Origin of the sequence: Yoonia vestfoldensis, assembly GCF_002158905.1 — a bacterium.
GTDB lineage: Bacteria > Pseudomonadota > Alphaproteobacteria > Rhodobacterales > Rhodobacteraceae > Yoonia > Yoonia vestfoldensis_B.
In genome coordinates this window covers 818,417-834,927 of record NZ_CP021431.1, presented here as the reverse complement: position 1 = coordinate 834,927, position 16,511 = coordinate 818,417, and the positions used below count along the sequence as shown (strand labels likewise).

General features: G+C 58.2%; 18 protein-coding genes and 1 pseudogene. 7 read left to right on the top strand and 12 right to left on the bottom strand.

The genetic code is table 11. The features are described from left to right. Window positions 1-323: 323 nt before the first annotated feature. On the bottom strand, window positions 324-644 hold the full coding sequence (locus LOKVESSMR4R_RS04060) for a hypothetical protein (protein WP_157898117.1): 321 nt from the start codon (window positions 642-644) through the stop codon (window positions 324-326). A gap of 221 nt (window positions 645-865) precedes the next feature. Between LOKVESSMR4R_RS04060 and LOKVESSMR4R_RS20555 the strand changes: the two are divergent. Further along, window positions 866-1,194 (top strand): annotated as a pseudogene (locus LOKVESSMR4R_RS20555) (transposase); the annotation flags it as partial. A gap of 281 nt (window positions 1,195-1,475) precedes the next feature. Then, window positions 1,476-2,699: an MFS transporter gene (locus LOKVESSMR4R_RS04055; protein WP_087206420.1), complete on the top strand. Its 1,224-nt coding sequence runs from the start codon at window positions 1,476-1,478 to the stop codon at window positions 2,697-2,699. Between the two features lie 39 nt (window positions 2,700-2,738). Here LOKVESSMR4R_RS04055 and LOKVESSMR4R_RS04050 read toward each other — a convergent pair whose 3' ends face one another. Further along, window positions 2,739-3,641, bottom strand: coding sequence for a DMT family transporter (locus LOKVESSMR4R_RS04050; protein WP_087212574.1), 903 nt, complete (start codon window positions 3,639-3,641; stop codon window positions 2,739-2,741). A gap of 214 nt (window positions 3,642-3,855) precedes the next feature. On the opposite strand from LOKVESSMR4R_RS04050, the gene LOKVESSMR4R_RS04045 reads away from it, so the two are divergent. The 4 genes from LOKVESSMR4R_RS04045 to LOKVESSMR4R_RS04030 all read left to right on the top strand — a co-directional run bounded on the left by LOKVESSMR4R_RS04045 (window position 3,856) and on the right by LOKVESSMR4R_RS04030 (window position 6,208). Continuing rightward, window positions 3,856-4,122 (top strand): hypothetical protein, encoded by a 267-nt coding sequence (locus tag LOKVESSMR4R_RS04045; protein WP_087206419.1) that lies wholly within the window; start codon window positions 3,856-3,858, stop codon window positions 4,120-4,122. A gap of 96 nt (window positions 4,123-4,218) precedes the next feature. Further along, on the top strand, window positions 4,219-4,863 hold the full coding sequence (locus LOKVESSMR4R_RS04040; RefSeq protein WP_087206418.1) for a hypothetical protein: 645 nt from the start codon (window positions 4,219-4,221) through the stop codon (window positions 4,861-4,863). Window positions 4,864-5,078: 215 nt separating this feature from the next. Further along, entirely contained in the window at window positions 5,079-5,591 is a 513-nt protein-coding gene (locus LOKVESSMR4R_RS04035) for a hypothetical protein (protein WP_087206417.1), read from the top strand. Window positions 5,592-5,653: 62 nt separating this feature from the next. Next, window positions 5,654-6,208, top strand: a complete 555-nt coding sequence (locus LOKVESSMR4R_RS04030) for a helix-turn-helix transcriptional regulator (protein WP_087206416.1) — start codon at window positions 5,654-5,656, stop codon at window positions 6,206-6,208. A 162-nt stretch (window positions 6,209-6,370) separates the two neighbouring features. Here LOKVESSMR4R_RS04030 and LOKVESSMR4R_RS04025 read toward each other — a convergent pair whose 3' ends face one another. Next, entirely contained in the window at window positions 6,371-6,733 is a 363-nt protein-coding gene (locus LOKVESSMR4R_RS04025) for a hypothetical protein (protein ID WP_157898116.1), read from the bottom strand. Continuing rightward, a complete protein-coding gene (locus LOKVESSMR4R_RS04020; protein ID WP_087206414.1) occupies window positions 6,687-6,950 on the bottom strand; it encodes a hypothetical protein in 264 nt (87 codons plus the stop codon). The genes LOKVESSMR4R_RS04025 and LOKVESSMR4R_RS04020 overlap by 47 nt, the downstream gene beginning before the upstream one ends. Before the next feature lie 537 nt (window positions 6,951-7,487). Here LOKVESSMR4R_RS04020 and LOKVESSMR4R_RS04015 point away from each other — a divergent pair. Further along, window positions 7,488-8,171 (top strand): hypothetical protein, encoded by a 684-nt coding sequence (locus LOKVESSMR4R_RS04015; protein WP_087206413.1) that lies wholly within the window; start codon window positions 7,488-7,490, stop codon window positions 8,169-8,171. A 33-nt stretch (window positions 8,172-8,204) separates the two neighbouring features. On the opposite strand, the gene LOKVESSMR4R_RS04010 is transcribed toward LOKVESSMR4R_RS04015, so the two are convergent. From LOKVESSMR4R_RS04010 to LOKVESSMR4R_RS03975, 8 genes are all read right to left on the bottom strand, one after another. Further along, window positions 8,205-9,854, bottom strand: coding sequence for an acyl-CoA synthetase (locus tag LOKVESSMR4R_RS04010; RefSeq protein WP_087206412.1), 1,650 nt, complete (start codon window positions 9,852-9,854; stop codon window positions 8,205-8,207). 3 nt (window positions 9,855-9,857) lie between these two features. Further along, window positions 9,858-10,658, bottom strand: a complete 801-nt coding sequence (locus LOKVESSMR4R_RS04005; RefSeq protein ID WP_087206411.1) for an enoyl-CoA hydratase — start codon at window positions 10,656-10,658, stop codon at window positions 9,858-9,860. A 21-nt stretch (window positions 10,659-10,679) separates the two neighbouring features. Beyond that, the gene (locus LOKVESSMR4R_RS04000) at window positions 10,680-11,129 is read right to left on the bottom strand and encodes an OsmC family protein (RefSeq protein WP_087206410.1); all 450 of its coding nucleotides are present in this window, start codon (window positions 11,127-11,129) and stop codon (window positions 10,680-10,682) included. Between the two features lie 24 nt (window positions 11,130-11,153). Then, complete coding sequence (locus LOKVESSMR4R_RS03995) at window positions 11,154-12,293, bottom strand: glycine cleavage T C-terminal barrel domain-containing protein (RefSeq protein ID WP_087206409.1); 1,140 nt, start codon at window positions 12,291-12,293, stop codon at window positions 11,154-11,156. A gap of 164 nt (window positions 12,294-12,457) precedes the next feature. Beyond that, window positions 12,458-12,949: an Lrp/AsnC family transcriptional regulator gene (locus tag LOKVESSMR4R_RS03990; protein WP_087206408.1), complete on the bottom strand. Its 492-nt coding sequence runs from the start codon at window positions 12,947-12,949 to the stop codon at window positions 12,458-12,460. A gap of 267 nt (window positions 12,950-13,216) precedes the next feature. Continuing rightward, window positions 13,217-14,713, bottom strand: coding sequence for a mannitol dehydrogenase family protein (locus tag LOKVESSMR4R_RS03985; protein ID WP_087212571.1), 1,497 nt, complete (start codon window positions 14,711-14,713; stop codon window positions 13,217-13,219). After that, window positions 14,713-15,480, bottom strand: a complete 768-nt coding sequence (locus LOKVESSMR4R_RS03980) for an L-iditol 2-dehydrogenase (protein WP_087206407.1) — start codon at window positions 15,478-15,480, stop codon at window positions 14,713-14,715. Before LOKVESSMR4R_RS03980 ends, LOKVESSMR4R_RS03985 begins: the two co-directional genes overlap by 1 nt. Next, complete coding sequence (locus LOKVESSMR4R_RS03975; protein WP_087206406.1) at window positions 15,477-16,481, bottom strand: ABC transporter ATP-binding protein; 1,005 nt, start codon at window positions 16,479-16,481, stop codon at window positions 15,477-15,479. The genes LOKVESSMR4R_RS03980 and LOKVESSMR4R_RS03975 overlap by 4 nt, the downstream gene beginning before the upstream one ends. Between the last annotated feature and the right edge of the window lie 30 nt (window positions 16,482-16,511).

Below are 16,511 nucleotides of genomic sequence, written 5' to 3'. Positions count from 1 at the left end.
ATCTGAGCAGGTTAAAGCCTTTGCTGTGTAGGGGCCTATATCAACATCATAAACAGCTGGCCTCATACAGTGCTTACAAGCATCGTGTTGGCGCCAACCTTTGTTTGTCCGTGGCTCGCATCAAAATCAGCGCTAGTTACTGCGCTACGCTGCGTTTTGAGCTTAGATCACACAAATACGGATCACAGTGCGTCAGCTGCTTTTTGGTTGCTCAAAGCATCTGCAGGCATAGTTCAAATGCTATGCAACTTCTTTGTGCCTCACAATCACTAAGGGCGACCCGAAGGCCGCCCTACTGTGTTGCTTGTGTTTAAGGCTGATGATCAGAACTTATGCTCTACACTGAACGCAAAGCTGGATCGTGTGCCACCGTTGATGCGGTCTAACAGAATGCGCATGTCAGCGGAGCTTAGCCCATCTTCTGAGGTGCTGCTGAACCCAAGCTCACCACCTGTGCCACAGTCAGACGTTTTGGTGGTGCTTTTGATCTGCTCACAAATCAAACGCGGCGCAAAGGAGAGCTGCGTGTTGGTGTCTGCCACAAAGTCAGCGCCAATTGGGATGATCACTTCAGGCACCATTTCACGACCGAACGGGACCACGAAAAATGCCCGTTGAATTTCGAGCACGCGAAAAAAACTCATTGTCTCCGTGTTAAGCATGCTCGAGCGAGACCACAACCTGTTTTAAGATGGCGCCACCGCGTCAGCGTTGGAAATCGCAGCCATTCACCGCAATTGCGGACCACATTATTGGCGCTACTTTGCAAGGCAAACATTCTGCTAGGCTCAGGCTCCATTGCATTGCGTTCCTGAGCGTGATCCACCGCCCGAAACGGAGCGGTGATAGGTCTGATCTTTTTTGACTGACTGATGCGCAGATTGCGCGCCCGGCGCCTTATTTCACGAAATCTCACGACAAGCCCCGGGTGGATGGGCGACGCACATAGAGCGGGCTTATTTTCATAAATGGCCATGGCTGGCGATGTCGTGACGGCCCTCGGAAATGCGGGCCGCACAAGACGCTCTACAACCGTTGGAAGCAATGGAGTGATAGAGACGTCTGTGTCAGGATCACGGTCGGCCTGGCCGCCGAGCATGAGCATGAAAAAGGGTCCGCGGACGTCTGATCGGGCGCACGCTGGGCGGCATCAAGACCAAGCTGCACGCCATATGCGACAACCATGGGCGGCCGCGGCGCCTGGCAACACGATAGGACAGGTGCCCGGAGGTCTTTCAGTCAGCGACCGCGCGCGCTGATACGGTTTTATTGCCCTCTGCGCTGCAAGATTTGCGGAGATCGCTGATCACGCGATCAAATGAGCAAGTTTTATGTTGGATTTTGCGCAGCAAATGACCAATCTTGCGACAGAGTTGGTCGGGTGACGAATCCGGACAATATCAAAAACAACCCGTCACCTGTCTGGGCAAGCGCGCTCCAGCCCACAAAAGCGATCATCGCGTCAGAGGTCTGGCATGTCTGAACAACTGGTGTTTGACAGCCGCTATTCATGGTCACGGCTGGCTGTGACACTTGCGATTGCCACGATTGGCAATGTAGGCATGTGGTCCGTCATCGTGATCATGCCGGCTGTACAGGCCGAATTTGGGGTCTCGCGGGCGGATTCTGCCTTGCCATATACGCTGACGATGCTGGGGTTCGCGCTTGGTAACCTGCTGATTGGGCGGGCGGTCGATAAATTCGGCATCACCAGCGCGCTGATCGGGGCGAGCCTGATCTCTGGGATCGGTTATCTGGCAGCCGCAGCAAGCCCGTCGATCATCATCTTATCTGCGGTGCATTTCGCGATCGGGCTTGGCTCTGCTGCCAGTTTCGGGCCGTTGATCGCCGATGTCTCGCATTGGTTTCAACGCAGGCGCGGCATTGCCGTGGCTGTCGCGGCCAGCGGTAATTATCTGTCAGGCGCCATCTGGCCAATCGCGCTGGCCGGGGTATTGGCAGATCACGGGTGGCGGATGGTCTGTCTGGCGCTGGCGGTCATTGTGACGACATTGCTTATTCCGCTGGCGTTGATGCTGCGCCGCCGCGTACCCGAATATACGATGGCCGCCGCGGCACAGATCTCTTCGGTCAATCGGGCGGCCTGCCGGTTCTCGTCACGCAAATTGTGCTGGTTGCTGGCGATGGCGGGCGTGGGGTGCTGCGTCGCCATGTCCATGCCACAGGTGCATATCGTGGCGCTTTGTGTCGACCGGGGCTATGGGCCAGCCGTTGGGGCCGAAATGCTGTCGCTGATGCTGCTTGGCGGCGTGGTGTCGCGGTTGATCTCGGGGCTGGTGGCGGATCAGCTGGGCGGCGTGCTGACGCTGCTGATCGGGTCAACGCTGCAGATGCTGGCGCTGTTTTTATATCTGCCGGCCGGAGGACTTGTGTCACTTTACATGGTCAGCCTGGTCTTTGGATTGGCGCAAGGTGGTATTGTTCCGGCCTATGCGCTGATCGTGCGCGAATATCTGCCCGCCCGCGAAGCAGGCACGCAGGTTGGTTTTGTGATCATGGCGACGATCCTTGGCATGGCGCTTGGGGGCTGGCTCTCGGGGTGGATACATGACGTGACGGGATCTTATCAGCTTGCCTTCATTAACGGGATCGTCTGGAACGCCATCAATGTCGCGATCATGCTGCTGATCCTGACCCGCACGATCCTGCCGCGCCGGTCGCAACCAATGGCAGCGTGATGCGGGCACAGCCCACCCCGACCGACACAGCATTGCGGGCTAGTCTTTGCCTGCTGCCAGAACAGCGCGGCGGCGGCCGCGCAACACATAAGCCGCTAGCGTCACGATCACGATTGCCCCGCCGATCAACATGCGTGGCGAGGCTGCTTCGCCGGTGCCAAGCCATACCCAGAATGGCGCAAGCACCGTCTCTAACAGCAGCAGCAGGCTGACATTGGCGGCGGTGGTATGGCGCGAGGCCTCGTTCAAAGCGAAAAAGGACAATGGCAGGATGATCACGGCGCTGATCAATGCGGCCCATAGCGTTCCATCGGCCATCTGCGCAGGCCCGGTGATCAGCCAGCCCGAAATCCCCGATATCAGCGACCCCAGACCGATCACCAAAAGCAAGGGCAAGCCGGGATTGTGCCGCAAAGTCACAAAGATCATCGCCAGCGCGAAAGCCACGCCAAGCCCGCAGGCCGCACCGGCAAGCGCATAGGCATCCAGCGCCGCCTCGCCCTTGTCCGATATGGCCAATGCCAGCCCCATCATGACCAGCGCGATGGCAACCCATGTGGCGCGGGTCGCTTTTTCTGCATAGAGCCATTGCGCCAGCAATGCCGACCAGACCGGCACGGTGGCGACCCCCAGCAGAACGGGGGCAACCGGCGCTATTGCGATGCCGACGGGAAAAAGCGTTGTGTTCATCACTTGCGACGCCACCACAATCAGCGCGGTGCTGCTGCCCAGCGTCATCAGATCGCGCCGCCGCGCCGCACTGGTCAGCGCCCAGATGATGACAAAGATCAGCCCCAGACACAGCCCCCGCCATCCAAGCATCTGAAAGGCAGACATGCCGGAGATGCGCATCAACAAAGCATCGGGCGTCAATAACAGCGCCCCCGCCAAAGCAAGGCCCACACCATAGGACGCGGGGTTTTGGAACCGGCCGGATGTCATGCTGGTTTCACTTTGAAAGGCGTCAACACCCGCCGTGGGATAATGGGGGAACAATAGACAGTTTGGATCATTGATCCTGATCTCAGGCTATCGGCAATTTCGCAATGTGAAATGCGCCAAATTGCATTGCGTATCGGCTGTCTTGCCAATGTTTTGATAAAATTCTTCAGGATATCATCCTCGACCAGCGAAATGCGCCGGTTTACATGCTTGATTGAAATATCACAGCAATTTGACCTCTTCTTCAAGTGCAGTCTTTGCCGAAACGGGCAGGAACACAGCATGGCACATCAAGAAAGATATGGTCACAGGCAGGCGGCGTGATTGGGCGCGCGATGCGGCTGAAGAATGGGATCATATCGCGCATCCGTCAGCCGATAGATGGCGGCTTCTGTGGGAAAAACACCGCTTTCCCTATTCACTTTGCCAATTGGCGCTTATTGCCCGCCGCGCAGAACAGATCTTTCAACCTTTGGGATGAAGGCAGGCAATTCGACAGTCAGGATGATGGTTGAACGCGCTGCCGGATGCCATCTGTCCGATGTAACGCGTTTGAACTGACGGATGGAGGAACCCTATGTCGATGCAATCAAAGAACCTATTTTCAACGGCCGTGATGGCCATGGCATTGGCCACGTCCAGCGCTGCCATCGTGACGCCATTGATGACCGATGCGGCCTATGCGCAGGGGCAATCAGGTGGCAAGGGCAATGCTGAGGCGCGCGGCCGTGGACAAGACAGCGACCGCAGGTCCAATGGCGCCGAGAACCGGCCCAATGCGCGCGCCCAATCATCTGCGGCTTTGCAGTCCCGCGACCGTGGCGCGCTGGCATCCGAGCTCAGAGGTCTGAATGCAGCCAATGCCAGCCCGCAAGCATTGGCGAATGCTGCCCCGGACAGCATGCCCGGACGGCTCGCCACCTTCAAGAACGAGTATCAGTCAGTCTATGACGCGACAGTCACGCTGAATGATGCGACCCAGGAACTGGCGGATTACCCGGCGTTTTCATCTGACTTCGCAGAGGGCACGCCGGAATATGACGCGGATCTCGCCCTGTACCAGGCGGAGCTGTCGGATTTGCAAGCGGCGGTCAATGATGCCGAACTGGCCCTGATCGAGGCAAGTGCCGATTATACGGACTCCTACGCGGAACTGACCGGTGGTGTGCAGCTATCGCCGCAAGCCGAAGAGGAATTGATGCAGCTTTTGGGTCTGTGGTGACCTGATCAGCGGGCGTCAGTCAGCTGGCGCCCGGCTGGTGCTTGCGCGATCCTTGCAGGCAAGGCAGGCTGCGACAGAGTTTCAACCTTTCGGATGAAACAGCCCGTTTCAGCCGAGGGGTTGATTGTTGCCGACCCTGTTATCGTGTCACTCGGGGTGCAGGTCATTTATAGTGCCTCGCCCATGCATTGCCTGATTATTGGGAGCATATTGGTTTGAAGATCTTTTTGACCTTATTGGCTTGTGCGGCAGCTTTGTGCAGCACGCCGCTTGCGGCGGATACACCGCCTGCCGCGGCAAAAGGCAACAATCTTGCATCAGCGCAGGTGCGCAATCTGGACGATCTGCTGATCGACCTTCAGGCTGCAGGATATACGATCGACGACATTACCCGCAGTTTTCTGGGCCGGATCCGCGTCTTTGCCAGCGATCCGACAACCACCCGTGAAATCGTGATGAGCCGCACGACAGGTGAAATCTTTTCTGATATCGTCAGATTGCGCGCGCCTGATGACGGCCTGACCGCAGAGCCGCAGAATTTGACGGGCAGCGCGTCGCGCCCTGGCAATGCAGGCAACAACGCGGGCCCATCGCCCGAGACCGGCGCGCGTGCGGGCGGGGGGCGATCACAGGGCAATGGCCGGTCCGAAAATGCCACCGGCAGGTCCAACGCGGGCGGCGGATCAGGCAACAACGGTGGTGCCGGCCGCGCAAACAGGTCAGACTGACCGAAACCTCTGCGCAGGCAGTGAATTCCCGCGCAGTGCCCTGCGGCTGAACGGACGGAACCATGCTCAACCCACGCATCTTTGGCAGATCCATTGTTCTGCGCTTGGTCATCCTCGTGATTTTCCAAAGCCTCTGTGCGGCCTTCTTTGTGGCTGAATTGGTGACAGAAGTCTTGGGCCTACGGCATTGGGCGATCAGCTGGACCATGCGCGAATTCCTGCAGATCGGGGCCAGCCTGGGTCTGGTCCTTGGCGCTGCCGCCTCTTTCACGCTTTTGCGGCAGACCCTTTACCGGGTCGACCGCGTTGAAAAGCAGGTCAAGGTGGCCTCGGGCCAGTTCGTCGATGTGCTGCATGATCAGTTTTGCGCCTGGGGCCTCAGCCCAGCGGAACGCGAGGTCGCGCTCTTTGCGGTGCGCGGCTATTCCAACGCCGAAATCGCCAAGGCCCGCGGCAAGAGCGAAGCCACCGTGAAATCCCAGCTGAACGCGATCTTTCGCAAGGCGGATGTGCCGGGGCGCACGGCACTTGTCTGCCACTTCATCGACGTCGTGCTCGAAAACATCCCCGATCCATCCACAACATACGGGCCGCTGGCAGACAACGGCGATCAATAGGCCGGTGGCTTGGGATGCGTTGGAAGATGTGGATGAGGTGACCCTGCAGGCGTGCTCTCGCATGGCGGGTCGCGATGGCCGGAAAGCCGGATGGCGGTCGGCATAGAAACAAAGCCTCTGCCGATGGATACGCATTTGCGGTTGGGATGATGTTGGAATGACCTAGCGCTTGACCATCATATATTCATAAATCGCGGTGCGCCCGATTTTGATCCGCCGCTGAACCAATTCGCATTGGCCCCGCAGATGCATTTCCCTAACAAATTCCGCAAGGCTATAGGAATTCAAGAAAGGGCCTCGAAAATATATGGCTTGTGACCCGCGCGGCGCAGTCTGAATGAAGGTTTGCAGCACTTGGCGGGGGTATTTGTGTTTTGTCGCATCAACAACCTGGTCCATATTATCCGCTTCTGTGGCCGGATGCTCATTCAACTTTTTTTGAAACGACATTTTCTTCCCTTCATGACCAGTCGGGTTTTCAGCATGGCGATGCTGTCCGATTGAGCGCCAGCGCGATATCATCATGCAATGGCTTTAATGTTCTTCCCCAAAACGCGATAATCCTGTGATCGACCTTTTCAACCACCTTATAAATATAACCCAATTTATAGATCATTTCGCTGAAGTCAGAGGACTGGCTTGCGATCTTGTAATTCCCCAAGCTGCATAGCATGTAATCCCCAGGTGACGCCTGAAGCACAAAGATCAGCAATTTCTTTTCATGATCAGTGATCTTTCGCATTGATCAGGTCTTCTTTGGCGCGGGCGCAAAAGGCGTGGTCCGTAGGACGATTGCGACATTTGGACAGGCGCCTGCCTTTATCGCGGGGCACGCGATCCGGTGGATCATCCCGTTGATCAAACGATTCATCTATCAGACCCTCCCACGACCCAAGCGACCAACCCCGCACCGGGGCAATTCATGGTGCAATGCCAACAGTTTGCCTGCCAGATCACGCGCGTTTCGTAACATTGACGTTTCGATCACCCGCAAAGCCCACCGCATCCTGTCGCTGCTTTCACGACACCCAAGGCCACAGATTTGACCATTTGATCAACCCTTTGAAAGAGGCCTGGAACCCCGTCAAGGGGTTGCCACTTAAATCATTGTTTTTACGATATAAAGTAGTGAAACCGCCCTGCCCTTGACACCGCTGGCGCAGCAGGCGAGCATCGGAATTTAGCCAGTCTCGATTTCCTTGGTGAGTGAAATAAAGTTCCGCAACAGCTGTCGTCTGTTGATTTATTGGCCTCTCAACGCAAGGGCGATCGTAAAGAGATGAACGAATTTCCTGCTATAACGAAATTCGATTTTGCAGCGCATCCAGCCGATCCAGGTGAATTGGCGCAAGTCTGGATGCCCGAAATCGAACAGGCGGCCGCGATCCATGTGCCCGATGACCGTTTCATCGCCTTTCTGGTCGCAGCGCTGCGCTTGGGCGCGCGATCCAAAAGCCTCAAAGGGTTCAACCTGATGGATGTCGTGGAAAAGGCGGGCTATTCGCGGTCGACCTTTTTCAGATTGTTTGAGGGATACACCGGCTTTCTGTTCAAAGGCTATCAGCTGACCTGCCTTCTTTCGACCAAGGTCTATGCAAAGCATCTGGCGCAACAACAGTTGAGCCTGGACGAGTTTTGCACATTCACCACCGATGTCTTCTTTGGGGCGAATTGCACGATCCCCAATGAAATCCTGCAAATGCTCTGGCGCGAGCATTATACGACGCATAGCGCATTTCATCCGCATGTTGCCGAGCTTGCGCCGGTTATTCATCGCTACCTTGCGCAGAACCCGCAAACGCAGCATCTGCAAATTGATCTTGAAGAGCTGGGTGGCGTCTTGAAAGATCTGGATCTGGCCATTCTGAACGCAAGCCTTGAAGACAGCGCCCTATGGGGAACGCCGTTCTATTATAAAAAGCTCAAAAAGATGCTCAAAGGCTATCTGGCCGCACATGAATAACGGCACTTGGGCGCGGGCAATATCCGGGGTCCTTTAGCCGGCTGGTGTTGTTTTCGCGATCTGCCGGGCCTGGTCGCGCAAGACGAATTTCTGGATCTTGCCGGTCGAGGTGCGCGGAATAGGCATGAAAACGAAATGCCGTGGCACTTTGTAAGGCGCAAGCTGGCCCTTGCACCACTGGCCCAGCGCAGCTGCGTCCAGGGTTTGGCCCGCGGCCAGCTCGATAAAGGCGCAGGGCGTTTCGCCCCATTTGTCATGCGGCATGGCAACGACGGCGGCAATTTCGACCGCGGGGTGACGATAGAGCGCCTCTTCCACCTCGATCGAAGAGATGTTTTCGCCCCCAGAGATGATGATATCCTTGGACCGGTCCTTGAGCTGGATATAGCCATCGGGATGCCGCACGCCCAGATCGCCGGAATGGAACCAGCCCCCTGCAAAGGCCTCTTGCGTGGCTTTGGGGTTGCGGAAATAGCCTTTCATCACGACATTGCCGCGAAACATGACCTCGCCCATGGTTTTGCCGTCGCGCGGGACCGGCAGCATCGTGTCGGGGTCCAGAACGTCCAGCCCCTCCAACGGCAGATAGCGCACGCCTTGGCGTGACTTCAGCGCGGCCTGTTCCGCTGGCGGCAGGTCGGACCAATCCTGATGCCAGTCATTCACAACGGCGGGGCCATAGGTTTCAGTCAGCCCGTAAAGATGCGTGACGTCAAACCCTGCCAGTTTCATATCCGCCAACAGCTTTTCGGGCGGCGGCGCTGCGGCGGTAAAGACCTGCACCTTGTGATCGAGCTTGCGCTTTTGCGCGGCGGGCGCAGAGATCATCAGCGACATGACAATCGGTGCGCCGCATAGATGGGTCACGCCCTCTTCGGCCAAGGCGGTCCAGATCGGTTCTGCGCGCACCTGGCGCAGGCAGACATGGGTGCCGATGATCGCCGAGAGCGTCCAGGGAAAGCACCAGCCGTTGCAGTGAAACATCGGCAGGGTCCACAGATAGACCGCATGTTTTGCCATCGAGGTGGTCAGCGCATTGCCCTGCGCCAAAAGATAGGCCCCGCGGTGATGCGACACCACACCTTTGGGGTCCCCTGTCGTGCCGGATGTATAATTGATCGCAATCGCATCCCATTCATCGCGCGGCATCAGCCAGTCGAATGCAGGATCGCCTTTGGCCAGAAAGGTTTCATAATCAGCGGCATCTGTCGGCACGGCAGGGCCAGTGAATTCCGCATCATCATATTGAATGACCATGGGGGACACTGTCGCCAAGGCCAGCGCCTCCTGGACCAATGGCATGAATTCACGGTCCACGATCACGACTTTGGACAGGGCGTGGTCCAGCTGGAACGCGATCACCGAGGCATCCAGACGCGTGTTGACCGAATGCAGCACGCCGCCCGTCATCGGCACGCCGTAATGACATTCCAGCATCGCGGGCGTATTGGCCAGAACCGCCGAGACCGTATCGCCCCGCCCGATGCCCTGCTGCGCCAAGGCCGATGCCAGCTGGCGGGCGCGCGCGTAAAATTCCGCGTAACTGCGCCGCAACGGGCCATGCACGATCGCGGTGTGATCGGGAAAGACCGATGCCGCGCGTTCCAGAAATGTCAGCGGCGTCAGCGGCTGGTAATTTGCCGGGTTGCGGTCCAGATCTTTGTCATAGGGGGTCATCTGCATGGCTCAGGCATCTTGCCATTGGGGCATGCGTTTTTCAACAAAGGCGCCGATACCTTCTTTGGCATCCTGCGCCAGCATGTTTTCCACCATGACCCCCGATGCATAATCATAGGCATCAGCCAGGGTCATCTCGCGCTGCGCATAATAGGCGCGTTTGCCGGTGGCCAGCGTCATGCTGGATTTCGACGCGATCTTGCGCGCCATCGTCATGACGGCATCGGGCAGGGCCTCGGCGGCGACAGCGCGGTTGACCAGCCCGATCTCGGCGGCGCGCGCAGCGCTGGTCATATCGCCGGTCAGCAGCATTTCCATTGCATGTTTATCCGCCACATTGCGCGACAGCGCCACCATGGGCGTCGAACAGAACAACCCGATATGCACCCCCGGCGTGCTGAATTGCGCGCCATCCGCCGCGATCGCCAGATCACAGCTTGCCACCAGCTGGCAGCCAGCGGCGGTGGCGATACCTGTCACCTCGGCAATCACCGGTTTCGGGCAATTGACGATCCCCTGCATGACCCCCGCGCAAAGGGACATGACCTTTGCAAAATAGGCCTTGCCCCCGTCATCCGCCGCGCGCCCGGCGGTCATTTCCTTCAAGTCATGACCGGCACAAAAGGCCGGGCCATTGGCGGCCAGAACGATGACCCGCACCGCAGGATCGGACCCGGCATCAGCAAAACTGGCGCCTAATGCGGCCAGCATCGCCTCGGACAGCGCATTGCGCCGCCCCACATCATTGAGCGTCAGGCGCAGGATGCCGCTTGCATCCAGATCGTGCAACAAAATGTCAGAAGATGTCATCGGGCGGGTCCTTTGCGGATATCAGAGGATATTGATCTCGACGCTATCAGCCAAGGTATTGGCGATAAAGCAATAGCGATGTGCGCGGTCCTGCATCTGTGCCAGCTCTTCTGTGCTGACGACAAAGCCGGTGTCGAACCTGACCACAGGATGCAGATCAATCCGGGTGACGGACATTTGGCCCTTGGGGTTTTTGCCCAGATGCGCCTCTGCATAATCATGATAGCTGGCCACCGGCCAGCCGGCTTTGGCGGCCAGCGCCAGAAATGTCATCATATGGCAGCTGGACAGCGCCGAGGCGAGCGCCTGTTCGGGGTTTGTATTATCCGGATCGCCGCCCCAATCAGGGGCGGAATCCACAAGCAAGTCATAGCGGCTGTTATATTGGACCGTATGTTCGTTCGAATAGGCACCGGTTTGCAACACCGGTGAAGCGCGGTGCCAATGCAGCGCGATCGCAAGGTCTGACATCTCTGTTGTCTTTCGGGAAAGGCGTTACGCGGCTGCGATCTGCTTTTTGGGGTCATAGAAAGGGCGTTCGCAGATCGTGGCACGGGTCGGGCCGGATTTTGTCACGACCTCGACCTGTGCGCCGATATTAGCATGTTCCGCCGCGACCATGGCCAGCGCGATGTTCTGCTTGAGCCGTGGGGAATAGACCGCAGAGGTGACCTTGCCGATGGGGGTGCCATCAAGGTTGATTTCCCAAAATGTCGTATTGGGGCCGGTCAGCGGCTCGCCCTCGATGATCAGGCCGATCTGCTGGCGGGTGACGCCTGCCGCCTTGATCCGGCGCAGCGCAGCCTTGCCGATGAAATCCGCCTCCATATCCAGATTGACCAGCCGGTCAAAACCCAGCTCGAACGGGTTGGTGCTTGCATCGGCATCGGCGTGATAGGACAGCATCCCGCCCTCGATACGGCGGATCGACGAGGTATGGCCGGGCTTCAGCCCGAATTCCAGACCTGCGGCCATGATGGTTTCCCACAGCAGATCACCCTTGGACCCGTCGCGCAGATAGAGCTCATAGCCCAATTCGCTGGACCAGCCGGTGCGCGAAACGATCAGCGGAATCCCGTCAAGCTCGACCTCGCGCAGCCAGTAATAGCGCAGGTCCATGATGTCATCGCCGAACAGCGCCTGCATGATCTCGCCGGACCGCGGGCCTTGCAGCTGCAACGGCGATACGTCGGGTTCGCCGATCGTCACATCAAGGCCGGAATTGATCGCAACCCCCTGCGCCCAAAGCAGGATGTCGCTATCGGCCAGCGAAATCCAGAAATGGTTTTCCGCAAGGCGCAGCAGGATCGGATCGTTCAGAATGCCGCCATCGGCATTGGTGATCAGGATATATTTGCACTGGCCCACGGCCATTTTGGACAGATCACGGCAGGTCAGCATCTGCGTGAATTTGGCCGCATCCGGGCCAGTGATCTCAACCTGACGTTCAACCGCCACATCACACAGGATCGCCTCGTTCACGAGGTTCCAGAAATTCTGTTCGGGGTCGCCGAAATCACGCGGGATATACATGTGATTATAGACGGAAAATCCCTTGGCGCCCCAACGCAGTGTTGCGTCAAAATAGGGCGATTTGCGGATCTGTGTACCAAAACCAAAATCATCAGCTTGCATTGAAACCTCCTCCCGTTTTGCATGTGGTCATCGCGACCACAGACTGGTCAATTCTGTCGGCGATATTGTCTGAGACCGGCAAAGAATGCGGACTGAAGATTCCGCATTTGCAGACCAACCGGGCCGTTTTATGAACCCTCTCTGGCCCGTTTGGGCTGAACACCCTATTTGGCGCGCGCCGTCGCCAGCTTTGCGATATTGGGCAGGGCCGATTTGATCTGCCGCGTGGCGAAATGGGTCATATAGCGGTCGATGCCAAGATCCTCGGCATGGATGTCATCCACGAAGGCCTGAAACGCCGTCAAGCTGGGGCTGATGACCTTCATGATGTAATCGACCCCGCCCCCCGTGGCGATGCAATCAATGATCTCGTCACGGCTGTTGATATAGGCCTCGAAGCGGTCAAAATCGGCTTTGCGATGCCGGCTGAGCGAGACTGTCATGATCACCTGGGCGAAATCGGCCAGATGGCCCAATGCGATCTCGGCGCGGTAGCCACGAATATATCCGGCAGCCTTGAGCCGGGTCAGCCGCGCCCAGCAAGGTGTCGCGGACAGGCTGCACACCTCTGCCAGCCTTGCCTTGCTCAGCTGGCCATGCTGTTGCAAGGCGCTGAGAATGCGAATGTCCGCGGCATCAAGGGCTAGTCGTTTCATGCAATTTGTCCTTACGCTCTCAAGAACAGAGGGATGTGTCTTTTTCAAAACTCTACCCCGAAATGGCATGACTTCAGGCCCGCTTTGCGACAAATGCCAACGCTTTGACGTCTAATTTTCTTGCGTTTTTCAGGATTTGCGCAAATCGCGCGCGCCGGCACCAAGACCCCGCAGGCATCGGGGCCGCTGTGCCGGGGCGGTGGCGGGCGTGCCGATAGGGCGCGCGCTGCCCGGCCTCTCGCCTGTCATGCCGCAGCCTTGGCCGCGTCAACCGGCAAGGTAATCCGCCAAGGCCTTGGCTGTCCCATCGTCCCAGACAGAGCGCAGCAATCTGGCAAAGGTTGCCGAGACCTGATCATTCTGCCCAAGATCGCCGTAAATCTGGCGCATGTTGATCCAGATCTGCGGGTCGTCTTTCGCTTTCATGGCCTGCATTGTCAGATCGGACCAGAACGGGTCATTGGGCGTGATCTGGCTGCCGTCCTCTCTTGTGCCTGCGCACATCCGCGCCCAGATCGCCTCGACCAGCAGCAGCCCCTCGATCGGGGTGCCCGCGCGCAAACCGTCGCGAATAGAGGGCACGATAAAGCCCGGATGCCGGGACGAGCCATCAAAGGCCACGCGCCGCGTGGTGTCGATGATCTTGGGGTTGCAAAAGCGCGCATGGATCAGCGCGACATAGGCCTCGGGCGTCATGTCCGGCACCGGCTGGACATGCGGTGCGATCTCTTGGCGCGCGACCTTGGCAAAGAACGGGCCGATCAGCGGATGTTCCATACATCCGGCAATGGTGGCGACGGATAACACCTCTCCGGGAACGGCCAGCAATTGATGGCCGCCGTTCAAAAGACGGATTTTCATCGCTTCATAGCGATGCACATCATCCGTAAAGGTCGCACCGGCAAGGTCCCAATCGGGGCGTCCGGCGCAGAATGCATCCTCGATCACCCATTGGCGAAAGTTCTCGCAGGTCACAGGGGCATGATCGTCAATGCCGAAGCTGTGGGCCAAAGCCAGCTCTGTCGCGCCGGTGGCGGGGACGATGCAATCAACCACGGAATTGGGGAAACTGCATTCCGCGTCGATCCAATCGGCCAAGGCAGGATCTGTCATCCGCGCAAGCGAGACGATTGTCTGGCGCAAGATATCCCCATTGCCCAAAAGGTTGTCGCAGCACAGGCAGGTAAAGGGGCCGGTGCCAGCCTGGCGGCGCAGGCGCAGGGCGGCGACAATCGCGCCAAAGGCTGTTCTGGGCGTTTCGGGATAGGTTGCATCATGGATGATATCGGCATGGGCCGCGTCGAAACCCTTGGTCGCGGGGTCTATGAAATAGCCGCCTTCGGTCACCGTCATCCCGACGATGCGAATTTCGGGGCGCGCCATTTGCGCGATCAGCGCGGCGTTGCCCTGCTCGATCGGCAGATAGTCGATCATCGAGCCCACGACTTCGGCCGCACTGCCCGAAGGGTCCAGTTCGATCAGGGTCGTCAGACAATCCTGCGCCAAAAGCTTGTCGCGCATCACCGCATCATATTGCCGGACACCGGCCCCGATGATCGCCCAATCCATCGCATGGCCCGCTTGCATCAGACGGTGCAGATACCAGGCTTGATGGCCGCGATGAAAATTCCCAAGGCCGATATGCACGATGCCAGGGGTCAGGGCGCTGCGGTCGTAATTGGGGCGCAAGACATGGGCGGGCAGCTGTGCCAGATGGCGGGTCTTGAGCGGGATGATTGGTGCTTTTTCTGCCTGCGTTTTCATCAGCTCATCCATTGCCCACCGTCCACGTTATAAGTCTGGCCCAGGATATATTGGGCCGCATCACTGGCCAAAAACACGGCCATCCCTGTCAGATCCTCGGCCCGCCCCATGCGGCCGAACGGGACCCCTGCCCCGACTTCGGCCTTTTTCTGGCCCGGTGCCTTGTTTTCATATTTGGCAAAATAGGCGTCGACGCCGTCCCAATGTTCGCCATCCACCACGCCGGGTGAAATGGCGTTGACGTTGATCCCGTGTTTGATCAGATCCAGCGCCGCACTTTGCGTCAGGCTGATCACGGCGGCCTTGGTCGCGCAATAGACAGCGACCAAAGCTTCGCCGCGACGCCCTGCCTGGCTTGCGATATTGATGATCTTGCCACCCTGCCCGTGCGCGATCATGTGACGCGCGACAGCCTGAAGGGTAAACAACGTCCCCTTCACATTGATGTCAAAGGCGCGGGTGTAATCGGCTTCGGTGATCTGGATGACCGGCGCGGCGGTAAAGACGGCCGCATTATTGATCAAGATGTCGATCTGCCCAAGGGCCTGCACGGCATTCTCGACCGCGGCGGTGATGCTGGAAAGATCGGCCAGATCCAGCGCAACGGCCTGCGCACCAAGATCGCGCGCGGTTGCGGTTGCGCGGTCGATATCCAGATCGGCAATGACCACCTTTGCGCCCTCACGGATATAGGCGGCGGCAAATGCCGCGCCGATCCCGCGCGCGCCGCCCGTGATCAGCGCTGTTTTTCCTAAAAGTTGCATCAGTCGATCCGCAGCCCGTCAGCGTCGAACCTATGCATCCGCCCCTCTTGCGGTGTCAGATAGATCTCATCCCCATGGCGCACCGCGATATCGCCATTGATCCGCACGGTGACCATGTCGCCAAGGCCTGTGTCATGCACATGGATAAACGTGTCGGACCCCAGATGCTCGGCCACGCCCACGGTGCCTTTCCACAAGCCCTGTGTCGCGCTGACATCCATATGTTCGGGGCGGATACCCGCAGAATGCGCGTCAAACTCCTGTGCTGCGGCCCCCGAAAAGATGTTCATCTTGGGCGAGCCGATAAACCCGGCCACAAAAATGTTGCGCGGCTTGTGATAGAGGTCCAGCGGCGAGCCGACCTGTTCGATCACCCCGGCCTGGAGCACCACGATCTTGTCCGCCATGGTCATCGCCTCGACCTGATCATGGGTCACATAAATCATCGTCGTCTGCATGCGTTGGTGCATTTCGCTGATTTCCAGGCGCATCCCGACCCGCAAGGCGGCATCGAGGTTGGACAATGGTTCATCGAACAGAAACGCAGAAGGGTTGCGCACAATCGCGCGGCCAATGGCGACACGCTGGCGCTGACCGCCCGACAATTGGCCCGGCTTGCGGTCGAGGTAATCCATCAGGTTCAGCGATTTTGCCGCCGCTTCGACCTTGGCGTCGATCTCGGCCTGGCGCATCTTTTCCATCCGAAGCGGAAAGCCAATATTCTTGCGCACGCTCATATGCGGATAAAGCGCATAGGATTGAAACACCATCGCCAGACCGCGCTTGGCCGGTGGCACCTGTGTGACGTCCTTGCCATCAATCAAGATGCGGCCCGAGGACAGCCCCTCCAGCCCCGCGATCATGCGCAGCAGCGTCGATTTCCCGCAGCCCGACGGGCCGACAAAGACCGCGAATTCCCCGTCTTCGATGATCAGGTCAAGCGGCGGGATCACATTTGTTTCGCCAAAGCTCTTGGTGGTTTTTTCAAGTACAATGCGTCCCATGGTCTTTCCTTTCTTGCGCTACCGCTGTGC